At 70.8% G+C, this 15,255-nt stretch carries 14 protein-coding genes; all 14 read right to left on the minus strand.

Going from position 1 to position 15,255, the window contains the following annotated elements; genetic code table 11:
• Nucleotides 1-17: 17 nt before the first annotated feature.
• The gene (gene ruvC / locus OXN85_10700; protein MCY3600424.1) at nucleotides 18-494 is read right to left on the minus strand and encodes a crossover junction endodeoxyribonuclease RuvC; all 477 of its coding nucleotides are present in this window, start codon (nucleotides 492-494) and stop codon (nucleotides 18-20) included.
• Between the two features lie 14 nt (nucleotides 495-508).
• A complete protein-coding gene (locus OXN85_10705) occupies nucleotides 509-1,249 on the minus strand; it encodes a YebC/PmpR family DNA-binding transcriptional regulator (protein ID MCY3600425.1) in 741 nt (246 codons plus the stop codon).
• 22 nt (nucleotides 1,250-1,271) lie between these two features.
• Nucleotides 1,272-3,359, minus strand: coding sequence for an elongation factor G (gene fusA / locus OXN85_10710; protein ID MCY3600426.1), 2,088 nt, complete (start codon nucleotides 3,357-3,359; stop codon nucleotides 1,272-1,274).
• Nucleotides 3,360-3,579: 220 nt separating this feature from the next.
• The gene (locus OXN85_10715; protein ID MCY3600427.1) at nucleotides 3,580-4,467 is read right to left on the minus strand and encodes a rhomboid family intramembrane serine protease; all 888 of its coding nucleotides are present in this window, start codon (nucleotides 4,465-4,467) and stop codon (nucleotides 3,580-3,582) included.
• Nucleotides 4,464-5,675: a D-alanine--D-alanine ligase gene (gene ddlA, locus OXN85_10720; GenBank protein ID MCY3600428.1), complete on the minus strand. Its 1,212-nt coding sequence runs from the start codon at nucleotides 5,673-5,675 to the stop codon at nucleotides 4,464-4,466. Before ddlA ends, OXN85_10715 begins: the two co-directional genes overlap by 4 nt.
• Nucleotides 5,668-6,099, minus strand: a complete 432-nt coding sequence (locus OXN85_10725; GenBank protein MCY3600429.1) for an energy transducer TonB — start codon at nucleotides 6,097-6,099, stop codon at nucleotides 5,668-5,670. Before OXN85_10725 ends, ddlA begins: the two co-directional genes overlap by 8 nt.
• Nucleotides 6,092-8,746: a DNA mismatch repair protein MutS gene (mutS, locus tag OXN85_10730; protein ID MCY3600430.1), complete on the minus strand. Its 2,655-nt coding sequence runs from the start codon at nucleotides 8,744-8,746 to the stop codon at nucleotides 6,092-6,094. Before mutS ends, OXN85_10725 begins: the two co-directional genes overlap by 8 nt.
• Nucleotides 8,747-8,750: 4 nt before the next feature.
• Nucleotides 8,751-9,599: an SPOR domain-containing protein gene (locus OXN85_10735; GenBank protein MCY3600431.1), complete on the minus strand. Its 849-nt coding sequence runs from the start codon at nucleotides 9,597-9,599 to the stop codon at nucleotides 8,751-8,753.
• Nucleotides 9,596-10,606 carry a DNA polymerase III subunit delta gene (gene holA, locus OXN85_10740; protein MCY3600432.1) on the minus strand — a complete coding sequence of 337 codons (1,011 nt, stop codon included), beginning with the start codon at nucleotides 10,604-10,606 and terminating at the stop codon, nucleotides 9,596-9,598. Before holA ends, OXN85_10735 begins: the two co-directional genes overlap by 4 nt.
• Nucleotides 10,607-10,646: 40 nt before the next feature.
• The gene (locus OXN85_10745; protein ID MCY3600433.1) at nucleotides 10,647-11,093 is read right to left on the minus strand and encodes a hypothetical protein; all 447 of its coding nucleotides are present in this window, start codon (nucleotides 11,091-11,093) and stop codon (nucleotides 10,647-10,649) included.
• Nucleotides 11,094-11,268: 175 nt separating this feature from the next.
• The gene (locus OXN85_10750) at nucleotides 11,269-11,925 is read right to left on the minus strand and encodes a sigma-70 family RNA polymerase sigma factor (protein ID MCY3600434.1); all 657 of its coding nucleotides are present in this window, start codon (nucleotides 11,923-11,925) and stop codon (nucleotides 11,269-11,271) included.
• 44 nt (nucleotides 11,926-11,969) lie between these two features.
• Nucleotides 11,970-12,605: an NUDIX hydrolase gene (locus OXN85_10755; protein MCY3600435.1), complete on the minus strand. Its 636-nt coding sequence runs from the start codon at nucleotides 12,603-12,605 to the stop codon at nucleotides 11,970-11,972.
• An 18-nt stretch (nucleotides 12,606-12,623) separates the two neighbouring features.
• Nucleotides 12,624-13,988, minus strand: a complete 1,365-nt coding sequence (locus OXN85_10760) for a pitrilysin family protein (protein MCY3600436.1) — start codon at nucleotides 13,986-13,988, stop codon at nucleotides 12,624-12,626.
• Nucleotides 13,985-15,250, minus strand: coding sequence for a pitrilysin family protein (locus OXN85_10765; protein MCY3600437.1), 1,266 nt, complete (start codon nucleotides 15,248-15,250; stop codon nucleotides 13,985-13,987). The genes OXN85_10760 and OXN85_10765 overlap by 4 nt, the downstream gene beginning before the upstream one ends.
• Nucleotides 15,251-15,255 lie beyond the last annotated feature (5 nt).

Consider the following 15,255-nt stretch of genomic DNA (forward strand, 5'->3'; position numbering starts at 1 on the left):
TCTCCGTTGCACCCGGCTCACCGGATCGGTCCCCCGAGGAGGTGACAGAGCGCGACCGCGCAGCCGTCCGCCGCATCCGCCGGACGCGGCGGCTCGCCGAGCCGCAGATGGTGCTTGACCATGAAACCGACCTGCTCCTTGCTCGCGGCGCCCGTCCCCACGACGCGCTTCTTGACTTCGCGCGGCGCGTACTCGTGCACCGGCAGACCCCGGAGCGCCGCCGCGAGCACGAGGACGCCGCGCGCGTGCCCGAGCACGAGCGCCGTGCGCGCGTTCCGTCCGTGAAAGGCGGCCTCGATCGCCACGCACGTCGGCTCGAGCCGGTCGATGAGCTCGAGCGCCGCCGTGTGGATGTCCACGAGACGCGAGGAGAGGTCCTCTCCGCGCGGCCGCACGACGCCGCACTCGATGAGGCGATGCGCACTCCCTTCCGGGCGGCGCCCTTCGACGAAGCCGTAACCGGTCGCCCGCGTGCCGGGGTCGACGCCCAGCACCTTCAGGGAGCTGATCAGCCCGCCCCCTCCGCCTCCTCCAGATCCACGTTCGTGTTCACCTTCAGCACGTCGTCGTGCTCGTCGAGCGCGTGCAGGACGGCGAGCACCTTCTCCGCTTCGCGCCCCTCCAGTTTCACCGTGTTGCTGGGCACCATCGCGAGTTCGGCTTCCGCGACAGGAAGCCCGCCGTCGCGCAACGCGCCGAGGACGTCGTGGAAGTCGGGCGCCGTCGTCGTGACCACGTACACTCCGTCCTCGGACTCGAAGTTCTCCGCCCCCGCCTCGAGCGCCGCATCGAGCGCCTCGTCCTCATCGCACTCGTCGGAGGACACGAGGATCTGGCCCTTGCGTTCGAACATCCACGCGACGGACCCGCTCTGGCCCAGGTTGCCGCCGCGCTTGTCGAGCAGGTGCCGGAGTTCGGCCAGCGTGCGCCGGGGGTTGTCCGTGAGGCACTCGAGGTAGAGGGCCGCGCCGCCCGGCGCGTAGCCCTCGTGCGTGACCTCCTCGAAGCTCGCGCCCGGCAGGTCCCCCGTCCCGCGCCGCACCGCGCGATCGATGTTGTCGGCCGGCATTCGCTGGCTCTTCGCGTTGTCGATCGCGGTCCGCAGGCGCGGATTGAAGTCGGGATCTCCTCCGCCTTCCCGCGCCGCCACGGCGATTTCGCGACCGAGCTTGGAGAACAGTTTCCCCTTCGCCTGGTCGGTCACCGCCTTCTGGCGCTTGATCTTCGACCACTTCGAATGGCCTGCCACCGGCTACCGCCCGCTCGTCTTGCTAGTCGTCGTCGCGCTGCGACTCGGCGATCACCTTCTCCTGAACATGCGGAGGAACCTGCTCGTACGCAGCCAGGCTGCGCGTGTGCGTCGCCTTACCGTGCGTCAGGGAGCGCAGCGCGGCGGAATACTTGTAGAGTTCGGCCTGGGGGACGTGGGCCTTCACGACCTGACGCCGCCCCTTCGAGTCCATGCCGAGCACGCGCCCCCGCCGCTGGTTGAGGTCTCCCATCACCTCGCCCATGTACTCCTCGGGCGTCTCGACCTCGACCTCCATGATCGGCTCGAGGATCACGGGGTTCGCGTCCCGCGCCACCTTCTGGAAGGCGATGGATCCCGCGATCTGGAAGGCGATGTCCGAGCTGTCCACGGAGTGGTGCGATCCGTCGTAGCACTCGGCCTGGAAGTCGACGAGCGGGTAGCCGGCGAGGACGCCCCGGTCCGAGGCCTGCCCGATCCCCTTCCCCACGGCCGGGACGAACTTCGTCGGGATCACGCCGCCCTTGATGGAGTCGACGAACTTGTACCCTTCCCCGCGCGGCAACGGGCTGAGCCGGATGTGGCAGTCGCCGAACTGCCCGCGCCCGCCCGACTGCTTCTTGTGGCGCCCCTGCCCCTCCGCCGTCTTCGTGATCGTCTCGCGGTAGGCGATGTTCGGCTGGTGCGTGTCCACGTTGACCCCGTACTTCCGGGTCATCTTCTCCAGCGAGATGTTGAGGTGGATCTCCCCCAGTCCGCGGATGATCGTCTGTCCGCGCTCGGGATCGTAGCCGGAGGAGAAGGTCGGGTCCTCCTCGTGCAGCTTCGCCAGGCCGCTGCCGATCTTGTCCTCGTCGGCTCGCGTGCGGGCCGTGACCGCGAGCGAGAGGTCGGGCCGGGGCCACTCGATGCCGCCGAAGGAGAGCTGGCTCCCGCTGTCGCAGAGGGTGTCGCCGGTGTGCGTGTCCTTGAGCTTGGTCACGACCCCGATGTCGCCGGGGTTCAGCGCCTCGACGTCGATGCGGCGCGACCCGTGCGGAATCGCGAGGTGCGCGATGCGCTCGCTCGCGGACCGGTCGGGGTTCGCGAGCGTGACGCCGTTCGCGATGCGGCCGGAGAAGACGCGGAAATAGCTCAGGTCGCCGACGTGGGGTTCGGACGTCGTCTTGAAGACGAGCGCCGCCGTGGGCGACGCGGCTCCCGGATCGAGCGACACTTCGCCGCTTCCGTCGCGCGCCGTCCGGGGCGCGGCGCGGTCGGGCGAGGGGAAGAGCTCCACGATGCGGTCCATGAGGGCCGGCACGCCCGCGCTCGTCTGGCACGAGCCGCAGAACACGGGGACGATGTCGCCGGAGCGGATCGCCTCCGCGAACACCTCGGCGAGCCGGCCGGGATCGAGTTCCTCTCCCTCGAAATAGGCTTCCAGCAGGTCGTCATCCCCCGACACGATCGCCTCGATGAGTTCCTCCCTGAGGTCCTCCACCTCCGACGCGACATCGGCGGACGCCTCGGCGACGTCGGTCGCGCCCCTGTCCCCGCCCCTGGAGGTGTGGGCCTTCATCGTGAGGAGGTCGACGAAGCCGCTGAAATCGGCACCCGCTCCGATGGGGACGTGGACCGGCATCGCCGCGGCGGTGAGTTCGTCGCGGATCTGACCGAGCGTGTTGCGGAAGTCCGCGTTGTCCCGGTCCATCATCGAGACGAAGACGGCCCGCGGGAGGCTCGCGGCGTCTGCGGCGGCCCAGGTCTTCTCCGTCCCCACTTCAACGCCGGAGATCGCATCGATGACGCAGATACCGGCGTCCGCCACGCGGATTCCCGCCACGACTTCGCCCAGGAAGTCCAGGTAGCCGGGGGTGTCGATGAGGTTGATCCGCACGCCGTTCCGGACGGCGTGGGCGACGGAGAGGTTGATCGAGATCTTGTGGCCGGTCTCTTCCGGCGTGAAGTCGGTGAGCGCGTTTCCCTTCTGGACATCGCCCTTCCGGGTGGTCCCGCCGGCGATGTAGCACATCGAGTCCACGAGCGTCGTCTTTCCGGCTCCTCCGTGCCCGAAGAGGACGACGTTGCGAAGGTTCCGCGTTTGATATTCCGAGGCGGCAGACGCCATGTACACCTCCCGTACTCTTCTGCCTGGGATGACACCGGGGCTGGCGGCCCGCGACAGGCGCTTTGCTACGGCCACGGGCCGTTCCGTGCGTGACGCTCCCCGGCCGGGGGGTCGCGCGGGGCGGACATTGTAGAAACCGGCGGCGGAAAACTCCAGCCGGGCCGCTGGCGCGGGCTGCCCGGTGTGTGCGGGCCAGTGTGTGCGACCTGGCGCGTGCGACCTAGTGGGTGCGGGTCTTCTTCCGCGTGCCCTGTGTCTCCTGGTACTGCCGGCTCACCTCGTCGAGGAAGGCGCGTTCGCGCGCCGAGAGGGAGTCCATGCCGCTCGCGCGGATCTTGTCGAGGATCCGGTCCACCTCATCGAGGGAATCCCCGTCCGCCCGGGGGCGGCGCCGGCGAGGGGTGGGGTCCGGCGGCGGTGCGGCGCGCCGCGCCTTTCTGCGCGGGGCTGCCGGCCGTTCCTTGTAGAAGACGCTGTTGGCGAGGCGGCCGATGCGTTCTCCGTATCGGAGATAGACGAACCCGGTCACGAGGCCGCCGAGGTGCGCCCAGTGCGCCACGCCGTCGGCCGACCCCTGTACGGTCGAGAGGAGGGTGAAGGCACCGAGCGCGGCCACGAACCACTTCGCCGGCACGGGAAAGACGAAATAGAGGTAGATCTTCGCGTCCGGCCAGTTGAGGGCGAAGGCCACGAGGATGCCGAAGATGGCGCCCGAAGCCCCCACCATGATCGTCGGGCCGGTGAGCGAGTAGAGCAGGACGGAGAAGGCCGCCGCCCCGAGGCCGGTCACGAGATAGAAGCGGAGGAAGAACCGGGTGCCCCACTTCTGTTCGAGCGGCGGGCCGAAGAAGAAGAGGGCGAGCATGTTCATGAGCACGTGCATGAAGCCGCCGTGCACGAACATGTAGGTGACGATGGTCCAGGGGCGCGTGAGGAAGCCCGGGACGGCGAAGCCGAGCCAGTCGACCGCTCCGATGGGCACGATCCGCATCGCCATGAGGAGAAAGATCGCGAAGTTCGCGATCATGAGGCGCAGCACCCAGCGGCTCATCGGGAAGCCGTGGCCGAAGCGGACCCCGCCGGTCTGGTACGCGGACCGTCTCATCATCCCGCGCCCGCCTCGCCGTCGCCCTGGAGGTCGATGGCGGAGGCGAGCCGCTCGTCGCGCTCCGCGCGCTCGATCGCCAGCCGCAGCAGACGGTCGATGAGTTCCGGATAGGGCACGCCGCTCGCCTCCCAGAGCTTGGGGTACATGCTGATCCGGGTGAAGCCCGGGAGCGTGTTGATCTCGTTCACCACCAGTGAACCCGCCGGGAGCGGGCCGCAAGCCTCCGTCGTGAGGAAAAGGTCGACGCGCGCCATCCCCTCGCAGCATAGCACGCGGAAGGCGCGGGCGGCGATCTCCTGCGCCCGCGCCGTCGTCTCGGCGTCGAGGTCCGCCGGGATGAGCAGGTCCGCGCCGCCCTGATCCAGGTATTTCGCTTCGTAGGAGTAGAAGGCGTGCGTGGGGGCGATCTCCCCCGGGACCGAGGCCTCCGGCGCCTCGTTCCCGAGTACGGAGAGCTCGATCTCCCGGCCCCGGATCGTCCGTTCGAGGAGCACCTTGGTGTCGAAGGAGAAGGCCTCGTCGAGCGCCCGCCGGTATTCGGGATCCGTCTCGACCTTCGAAACGCCGACCGACGATCCCATGTTCGCCGGCTTGACGAAGATCGGGACGTCGAGGGCGGCCACGGCCTCGTCCCACGAGGGGGCCCCGCGCCGGGAGAGGACGGTGATGAAGGGCGCGACGGGGAGGCCCGCGTCGCGCAGCAGCCGCTTGGCCACGTCTTTGTCCATGCACACGGCCGAGCCGAGGATGCCCGGCCCGACGAAGGGGAGGTGCGCGAGCCGCAGCAGCCCCTGCACGGTGCCGTCCTCGCCGAAGGGACCGTGCAGGACGGGAAAGATGACGTCGAGTTCCGGCAACTCGGCTGGCTCCAGACGTCCCTCGCCGGCGCCCTCGCGCTCGCCGGGATCGCGGGGTTCGGCGGGTTCGGCGGGGGCGACGGGTACGATCCGGGGGCGGCGGCCGGGCGTCAGGGCGAGCCTGACCGGCGCGTCCGGGAGGCGGATGCGCCGCGGGTCCGAGGCGTGCCGGAGAAAGCGCGATTCGTCGGCGAGGTGCCAGCGGCCGCGGCGGTCGATCCCGATGAGCACGATGTCGCAGCGCTCGCGGTCGATCGCCTCGATGACGTTCTTCGCCGAGCGCAGCGATACTTCGTGCTCCGGGGACTCGCCGCCGAAGAGCACGCCAACGCGCAGACGGGCCTCAGCCACCGGACACCGGCACGGGATAGCTGATGGGGAGTCGCGCCCAGATGGCGGTGGGGGCGCCGCCGTGCCGCGCGGGCCGGTACCGGAGGAGGCGGGCGCCCTCCACCGCGGCCGAGTCGAGGATCGCATGTCCCGAGGACGTGACGACCGCGACCGAGTCGACGCGTCCGGAGGCCGAGATCCGAATGCGGAGGAGGATCTCTCCGCCCGCGCCTTCCTCGAGGGCCTCGGCCGGATAGGGGAACGCGGGGGATGACGGGGTCTCGAGCACGGGCCACACGAGGCCGCCTTCGCGAAGCTGGTCCACGCGAAGCGCGCCGACCTCGGGGCCCGGATCGTCCGCGCACCCGGTGGCCGCGGCGACCGCAAGCGCGGCGATAACCGCAAGGACCCCGGACGCGGGGTGCCGCCGGGGGCCGCTAGGCATCGCCGAACGCCTTCCACTCGGCGAGCGTGTTCAGAGCTTCGAGCGGCGTCATCCCATCGAGTTCGAGCGCGGCCAGCTTGTCGAGCACCGCGCGGGCGGCGGCGATGTCCGCGCTCTCATCGTCACCGGGCGCGCCGGATGGCGCCTGGCGGCCCTCCGGGCCCGGGGCGGCGGCCTCGAAGAGGGAGAGTTGCCCCATCCCGGCCTCGGCGAGCGCGGCGCCGCGGCCGCCGGCGCCCCACGGCCCGCTCTCGAGCACGCCGAGGATGCGGGCGGCGCGCCCCACGACATCGGGGGGCAGCCCGGCCAGCCGCGCGACGTGCACTCCGTAGGATCGGTCGGAGCCTCCCGGCTGCAGCCGGTAGAGGAAGACGATGTCCTGACCGGTCTCCCGCACCGCGACGTTGGACGCCGCCGCGCGCGGCAGCGACTCCGCGAGGCCGACAAGTTCGTGGTAGTGGGTGGCGAACACGGTGCGCGCTCCGAGTTCGTGCAACCGCTCGGTCACCGCCCACGCGATCGAGAGACCGTCGTACGTCGACGTGCCACGCCCGATCTCGTCGAGGAGGACGAGCGAGCGCTCGGTGGCGCCGTGCAGGATGGTCGCGGTCTCCGTCATCTCCACCATGAAGGTGCTCTGCCCCGCCGCGAGGTTGTCGCTCGCGCCCACGCGCGTGAACACGCGGTCGCATACCCCGAGGTGGGCCCGGCGAGCCGGGACGAAGGACCCGATGTGCGCCATGAGCGCGATGAGTCCCGCCTGGCGCAGGACGGTCGATTTCCCCGCCATGTTCGGGCCGGTGACGATCAGGGTCCGGCGCTCCTCGTCCAGTCGCATGTCGTTCGGGATGAAGGTGTCCCTCGCGACGGCGGCCTCAACGACGGGGTGCCGGCCCGCTTCGATGTCGAAGACGATGTCGTCGCTGAGCCTCGGCCGCACGTAGTCCTCGGCGGCGGCGACCTCGGCGAGGCAGGCGAGGAAATCGATCTCGGCGACGAGGGCGGCGGTCGTCTGAATCCGTCCGACCTCGGCGGCGATGGCGTCCCGCAGGGTGTGGAAGAGCTGCGCCTCGAGCCGGGTGATCTCATCTTCGGCCCCGAGGACCTTCGCTTCCCACTCCTTGAGTTCCGGCGTGAGATATCGCTCGGCGTTGGTGAGCGTCTGCCGACGGGTCCACTCCTCCGGCACGCGGTCGAGCTTCGAGCGGGTGACCTCCAGATAGTACCCGAACACCTTGTTGAACCCGATCTTCAGCGTGTCGATGCCGGTGCGCTCGCGCTCCCTCACCTGCATGCCGGCGATGAATTCGACCGCGCCGCCGCGCACCCCGCGCACTTCGTCGAGTTCGGCGGAGAAGCCGGTCCGGATCACGCCTCCGTCCTTGAGGGCGTGGGGGGCATCGGGGTCGATGGCTTCATCGATGCGGGCCGCCACGTCCCGGAGCGGATCGAAGCCGGAGCGAAGCTCGGAGAGACGGCCGGCCTCCAGCGGCGAGAGGGCCGCCGCCAGCCCGGGCAGCGCGTCGAGCGAGAGGCCGAGGCCGAGGAGTTCGCGGGGCGCCGCCCGACCGGTGGCGACGCGGGCGGCGAGCCGCTCCAGGTCGCGGATGGGGCGGAGCGCGGCCCGGATGCGCTCGCGCTCCTCCGCCCGCTCGAAGAGTTCCTGCACGGCGTCGAGGCGGACCGTGATCTCGCCGCGGACGACGAGCGGGCGCAGCAGGCGGCGTCGCAACAGGCGCGCTCCCATCGGGGTCCGCGTTCGGTCGACGAGGGCGAGCAGCGACGCCCCCTCGCCGGGGCGCAGAGGTTCGACGAGTTCGAGGTTCCGCCGGGTCATCTCGTCGAGGTACATGAGGCGCCCGGCTCGGTCCACGCGCGGCGGCCGCAGGTGGTCGAGGCCGGCCGGCCGCACCTCGTCGAGGTAGCCGAGGAGGGCGCCGCTCGCCGCAAGGAGAAGCGGGTCGCGCGCGGGGTCGAGGCCGAAGCCGGTCGAGGAGGCGACCCCGAACCACTCCCGCAGCCGCTCTTCCCCGAGCGAAGCGTCGAAGCGCCAGGCGGGCCGCTCGGTCAGGTGCCAGGGGCCGCCCGGCGCCTCCGTCTCCTCGGGGATCACGATCTCGGCCGGCTCGATTCGCCCGAGTTCGTCGTCGAGATCCGGCGCCGCCACCTCGCGAAGCTCGAACTCGCCGGTCGAGAGGTCGACCGCGGCGAGCCCGAACGGGGCGTCTCCGGCGATCGCGACCACGTAGTTGTTGCGGCCCGCGGCGAGGAGCCTGTCCTCGAGGACGGTGCCCGGAGTGATGATCTCGACGACATCCCTCTTCACGATCCCCCGGGCCTCGGCCGGATCCTCGAGTTGCTCGCAGATCGCCACGCGGCGCCCCATCTCGAGCAGGCGGGAGACGTACTCGTTCACGGCCTTCACGGGAACGCCCGCCAGGGGGACGTCCCGCTTTCCGCCGTTGTTGCGCGCCGTAAGGGTGAGGCCAAGCAGGCCGCTCCCCTCCTCCGCGTCCTCGAAGAACATCTCGTAGAAATCGCCGACCCGGAAGAAGAGGAGCGAATCGGGATGGCGCGACTTGATGTCGAGATACTGCCGGATGAGCGGCGAGTGCCCAGCCGGGTCCGGGGTGGCCGCGGCCATCATCGCCTCACGAGACGACGGGGATGACGGTGGGCTCGAAGCCCGCATCCCGGAGTCGGCGCACGAGGCTCTCCGCGGCTTCCCGGCGGGCGAAGCGGCCCAGCCGGACGCGGTGCAATCCGTCGAACTCGACGACGCGCGAGAAGAAGCCGGCCGCTTCCAGCCGCCCACGCGTCTCCTCCGCCGGATCCCGGCGTGAGAACGCGGCGACCTGTATCGCGAAGCGCGGGGCGCCCGGCGCGCAGCCGAGCGAGGCGGCCTCCGCGAGGCCCGCAATCTCCGTGGCGCCGACGCGCCGGCCCTCCACCGCCCCCCGCTGCCACGCCTCGCACGCCCGATCGATCAGGCCCCGGGCCTCGAACGTCCGCGCGGTCCAGTACCAGGACTCGACGGTCTCGGCGCTCCCCGGATGGTCCGACCGCAGGCGTTCGAGATCGGCCGCCGCGCGGGAGGGTTCGTCGAGCGCCAGGTCCAGTTGGGCGAGCCGCAGCCACGCTCGGGATCCGTAGCGCGAGCCGCCATCCATGGCGACGGAGAGGAGTTCCGCGCGGGCGGAGTCCGGGTCGGAAAGGAGTCGCGCCCGAAGGTACCGCGCCCGCAGCACGTCGCCGCGAACCGCATTCCGCGCCTCCGTGGCGAGCCAGCTTTCGATCGCCTCCGCCGCGCCTTCGACCCGCCCGGCCTCGATCCGTGCCTCGAGATGGTCCAGATCCACGGGATCGGCGGCTTGCGCGGCCTGCGCGGCGGAGGGGACGGAAAACCCCCATGGCAGCGTGCCGGCGATAAACGCCAGCGCCCGCCCGCGGCCGCTCCGAATTCCCGGGCGCCCTCCGCGGCTCCGGCCGCTCCGCGTCATCTCGCGACGTTGTCCGTCCGCCCCAGCTCCAGGAGCATCTCGGCGAGAACCGCGTGGTCTCCCCGCCCCGACTTGAGGTGCCGGTCGGCGCGGTGGAGCGCCCGCAGCGCGTGATCGAGTTCGTGTACGGTCCATGCCCTCGCCTGCTTCGCGTAGGCGTTCGCCTTCCAGGAGAGATAGCCGCGCCCGGTCTCCGACAGGGCGGCTCGCAGGCCGGCGGGTCCCGCGTCGAGGGCCAGACCAAGCAGAAGGTGCTGTTCCACAAGTCCGGCGACCAGCCCGACCCCCCGTTCCGATGTGAGCACGTTTTCCAACTCGCGCAAGGCGCGCCGGTAGTCGCGCGAGGCCACGAGGTCCAGCCAGCTCCAGCGATCGATCCGGTGCGTCCGGGGGACGATGTCGCGGATGTCCGCGTCGGTCCGGCGGTCGGCGGGAAGCGAAGCGAGCTTCTCGAGTTCGGCATCGAGCGTCGAGAGGTCCGACCCGACGGCTCCCGCGATCCACTGGGCCGCCGCCGGCGAGAGGTCGAGCTTCCAGCGCGTCCGCGCCCGGTTGTGGATCCAGCCGGGGATCTCCGCCGCGCGCGGCGCCGTCCACTCCAGTGTGCGGCAGACCTTCCTGAGGTCGCGGTAGAAGGCCGCACGCGACCCCTTGGGGATGCGCGCCGTCACGATGAGGGCGAGGTCGGGGGGAGGCGCCGCCGCGACCCGCTGCAGGACCGCGCGAGCCTTCGTCCCCAGTCGCTCGACGTCGCGCACGAAGACGACGCGGCGTTCGGCCATCATCGGGGGCATGGCCAGGGTGGCGGCGAGCTGCTCGTCCGTCACGTCCTCGGCGTGGAACTGGTCGTAGTTGAAGTCGCGCGTGGCGGGATCGACGGCGGCCTCGACGAGTTGCCGCGCGGCTTCGTCCCGCAGGCGGACGGCGTCTCCGTGGAGGAACCAGGCTCCGGTCGGGGGACCCTGGCCCATGGCTCGCGAGAGCCGCGGGTCGAGGGGCGCGCTCACGGCGACGGGAGGGACCCGTGCCGCGGGCCGCGGGGGTGGGTCAGCGAGACTCGTCGAGTTGGCCGGAGCGTCGCTCGACCGGCAGGACAATGGCGTCGCTCGTCGCGATCGGCACCGCGTACGACTGACCGAACAGCCCGCCTCCGTCATCGAGCGCCGGAGCGAACGGTACGAGGAACCAGTCGGGGACGTAGGGGTCGTCGGCGAACCGGCTCCCCTGGCTCTCGGCCACGGTTTCCGCCGGCACGTCCGCCATCACCGGCGGAAGCTGAACTTCGACGAGCAGGGGCTGGCTTCCGTTCGACACGCCGAGCGTGAAGAGCCCCGCCGACGCCAGGGCGATGGCGGCGGCCCGGCCGACCTGGCCTCGCCAGGACCGCCTCGGGGACTCGTCGACGTGGTAGAGGCGATGCTGCAGGCGGGGCAGAAAATCCGGAGAGGTGGAGACGCGAGGGAGGGCGCGCCAGACGGCGAGCCCGCGCGTCATGACCCGCTGGTAGCGCCGACACGACCGGCAATCCTTCAGATGCGCGTCGAAACGACGGCGCTCGTCGGCGGCAAGCGTACCGTCGAGGTATTCGCTATGTCGCTCGATAAACTCTTTACAAACCATCATTGCACCAGCGTTCCTTCCGTTGGCCGGACCGCGCGGGCCCGGGACTTCAATCGAGCATCGGGGCGATGATGCGGGCGAACCGGTTCCGCGCCCGATTGAGGCGCGACTTCACGGTGCCCAGCGTGACGCCCGTGATCTCGGAAATCTCCTCGTAGCTCTTCCCTTCCAGTTCACGCAGCACGAATACGACACGGTGATGCTCGGGAAGTTCCGCGACCGCGGCCTCGACCTGTTCGCGCACACGCCGCTTGCGGAACAGATCGTCGGGCCGGTAGGCCGTATCCTCGAATTCGAGCGGCCGGTGGTCGGCTTCCCAGCTCTTCCGGAGCGTATGGAAGAGTACCAGCGGATTGCGCGCGCGGTTCCGCAGTTCGTTCTTCGCCAGGTTGCTGGCGATCGTGTAGATCCAGGTCGAGAACTTCCGCGCGGGGTCGAACCGGTGCAGGTGCCGGTAGACGCGCACGAAGGTCTCCTGCACGAGATCCTCGGCCCGGTCCCGGTCGCCGATGGTGCGGTAGATGAAGTTCAGCAGGCGTTCCTGGTAGCGGTCGGCGATCTCGTTGAACGCGAAGCGCTGCCCCCCCAGGTAGTGGGTGACGAGTTCGGCATCGTCGAGGCGCTTCAACTCTCCGCGCCCGAGCGATGCCATCTCATCCGGCGCCGTGTACTGCCTCGATACCTCGAGGTTCGGCTTCGTGTCCATGCCGCTCCCTTTGCGGGGCTCCCTTTTGCGGGCGATTCGGCGTGTTAAACCCCGCCGCCGCCGATTCGATCCATCCGCCGGGCGACCCAGCGCGCCGCGAGGGTCAGCGCGCAGATCGTCTTGCCGTCGCTGATCTCTCCCGCATCGATCATCTCGATGGTACGGCGGAGAGGCAGCCGATGCACATCCATGAACTCGCTCGCCTCGTGACTCGTCTCCCCCGCCTCCAGGTCCCACGCCGCGAAGAGGTGGATGATCTCGTCCGTGAACCCCGGCGTCGTGTGTACGGAGGCCAGTTTCTCCAGGCGTCCGGCGCGGAGTCCCGCCTCCTCTTCCAGTTCCCGGAGCGCGCACACCTCGGGGGGCTCGCCGGGCTCCAGGTTCCCGGCAGGCACCTCCCAGATGAATCCGTCGGCGGCGTACCTGTATTGGCGCACCAGCGTGACGATGGGTTCGGGCGGAACGGCGCCGGCGATCTCGCGCGGCCCGTCGGGAAGGTCCAGCGCGACGACGGCGGCGGCGCCGGAGTGGCGGATCAGTTCGAGCCGCCCGATGGATCCGTCCGGAAACCGCACGCGATCCACGTCGACATGGATCCGGCGGCCTGAGTAGGCGCGCTCTCCGTCCACCCGGCCCGTCGAGCCGCCGCGTCCGGCGCCTTCGTGCGCGCCGCCGGTCATGGTGCGGTCACGAGGCGGTCACGACGCCGGCCGGACGTCCACGGGCCCGAAGCCGTTCAGGGTGGGCGCGGCCGTCGCGGCGTCGCCGACGGCGAGGAGCGTGAGGCGGTCGGGGTCGAGGTACCTGCGGCAGACCTCCTGCACCTCCTCCGGCGTCACGGCCTCGATGCGGGAGCGGTACGTCTTCCAGTAATCGTCGGGGAGGCCGAATACGCGCTGACGGCTCACCTTCCCGCAGATCTGCACCGCGGTCTCGAACTGGAGCGGCAGGGAGAGCGTGAGGGCGTTGCGGGCCAGCGTCATTTCGTCGGCGGTGACGGGCGCCGTGCGCATGGCCTCGATCTCGCGCAGGATCTCCTCGAACGCGGGTCCGGTCCGGACGGTCTCGACGGCCGTGCGCGCGATGAAGGGCCCCGCGCCGCGGCGGAACCGGAAACTCGATCTCGCCCCGTAGGTCCACCCCTTGTCCTCACGCAGATTGAGGTTGATCCGGGAGTTGAAGAGGCCGCCGAGGATCGCGTTGGCCACGATGATCGCGTGATGGTCAGCGGTGTTGTGGGGCACGCCCACCGTCGCGACGCGAATCTCGCTCTGGGCGCTGCCGGGCCGGTCGATGAGGATGAGGTCGCTCGCCCGCGCCTCCGGCGTGTCCGGGGGCGCGACCGGGGCGGTCTCGCCGCTCCAGGCGCCGAAACGCGCCTCCGCCGCGGACAGCAGCCGTTCGCGGTCGAGTTCGCCGCACGCGATGAGGAGGGCCCCGCCGGGCCGGTAGCGCGCGGCGTGGAACTCCCGCACCGCCTCCGGGCCGATCGCCGACACGGTGGCGCCGGTGCCGGCCGCCGGCCGCCCGTACAGGCCGTCGCCGTAGAGTTCGGCGATCGTGGCGAGACCCGCGACGGTCGCGGGGTCGTCCGCCTGGCGTTCGATCTCGTCGATGCGCTCGCGGCGGATGCGTTCGACCTCGTGCTCCGGAAACTCGGAATCGAGGATGGTGGCGGCGAGGAACTCGAGCCCCTCCTCGAACAACTCCGACAGGAAGTGCATGGAGACGGCCCCCACGGCGTAGCCGGCCGTCGCGCGGTAGCCGACGCCGAGGCGGTCGAGCCAGCGCGCCATTTGGATGGCGTCCCGGCCGGGGGTGCCGGCGGTGAGGAGCCGGGCCGTGAGCTCGCAGAGACCGCCGAGTCGTGGCGGTTCGGCGCCCGCACCGCACTCAAGGACGAGGTGGAGCGACACCTCCGGCAGCCCGCGCCGCTCGGCGTGCTCGATGCGGAGGCCGTTGGGGAGCGTGTGCCGCTCGAAGCGCGGAAGCGCAAGCGGGCGCGGGGCGGCCGGCGCCGGGCGCACGGCGCGGTCGGGGGTCGCGGCTCGGGGGTTCGTCACGGCGTCTCCTCCTCGGGCACGACGTGGAGGACCGTGAGGCCGCGGGGGTCGAGCACCTCGCGGGCCACGCGCTCCACGTCGGGGCGGGCGACGGCGCCGTAGCGCGTGAACGCGTCGTTCACGTAGGCGGCGTCGCCCCGCAGCACCGCCGCGTGCGCGATCGCGTCCGCCCGGTCGCCGAAGCCCGCGCGCCCGTTCAGGAGCCCGCGCCGGGCCCGGTTGCGCGCCCCCTCGATCTCTTCCTCCTCGACGCCGTGGCGGAGCAGATCGTCGATGACGTCCCTCACCTCCGTCTCCAGGTCGGCGGCCGCGACGCCCGGGCGGGCGGTGGCGACCACGAAACACATCCCGGCGCTTTCGGTCGGCCAGGTGAAGGACGTCGCGTCCGCCGCCATCTGCTTCTCGTACACGAGCGTCTTCTCGAAGCGGGAACTGTTCCCGTCGGCAAGCAGGTAGTTGAGGATGACGACAGCCTCGAAATCGGGGTCCGCGTAGCACGGCGAATGGTACATGAGGTACACGCGGGGCATCTGGACGCGGTCCCGAAGGAGCGTGCGCCGCTCTCCGCCGCGCGCCGGCACGGGGACCTCCGGCCGCGGCGCCACGGGTCGCGCGGGAATCTCCCCGAACCAGGCCCCGACCCGCTCCAGCGCCGCAGCCGGATCGAAGTCGCCGACGAGGACGAGGGTCGCGTTGTTGGGTCCGTAGTGGAGGTCGAAGAACTCGTGCACGTCCTCGAGCCGGGCCGCGTCGATGTCGGGCATGTAGCCGATGGTCGGATGGCGGTACGGGTGTCCCTCGTCGTAGGCGCGCGCGAGCAGGGTCTCGAACGCGAGGCCGTAGGGGCGGTTCTCGTACGACTGCCGCCGCTCGTTCTTCACCACTTCCCGCTGGTTGTCGAGCTTCTCCCGGGTGATCCCGGGCTTGAAGAACCCCATGCGGTCGGACTCCAGCCACAGGCCGAGATCCAGTTCGTTGGCGGGCAACGTCTCGAAGTAGTTCGTGCGGTCGAACCACGTCGTGCCGTTGAGCGTGCCGCCGGCATCCTGCACGAGCTTGAAGTGCTGCTCGCGCGGCACGTGCTCGGACCCCTGGAAGAGGAGATGCTCGAAGAGGTGCGCGAAGCCGGTCCGGCCGGCGCGCTCGTTCTTCGATCCCACGTGGTACATGACGTGAACGGCGACGAGCGGCGCGGACGCATCGGGCTGCAGAACGACCCGTAGCCCGTTGTCGAGCGTGTGCTCAAGGATGTCGAATCTCATCGCTG

This window comes from Candidatus Palauibacter australiensis (genome assembly GCA_026705295.1).
In the GTDB taxonomy this organism is placed as follows: Bacteria; Gemmatimonadota; Gemmatimonadetes; order Palauibacterales; family Palauibacteraceae; genus Palauibacter; species Palauibacter australiensis.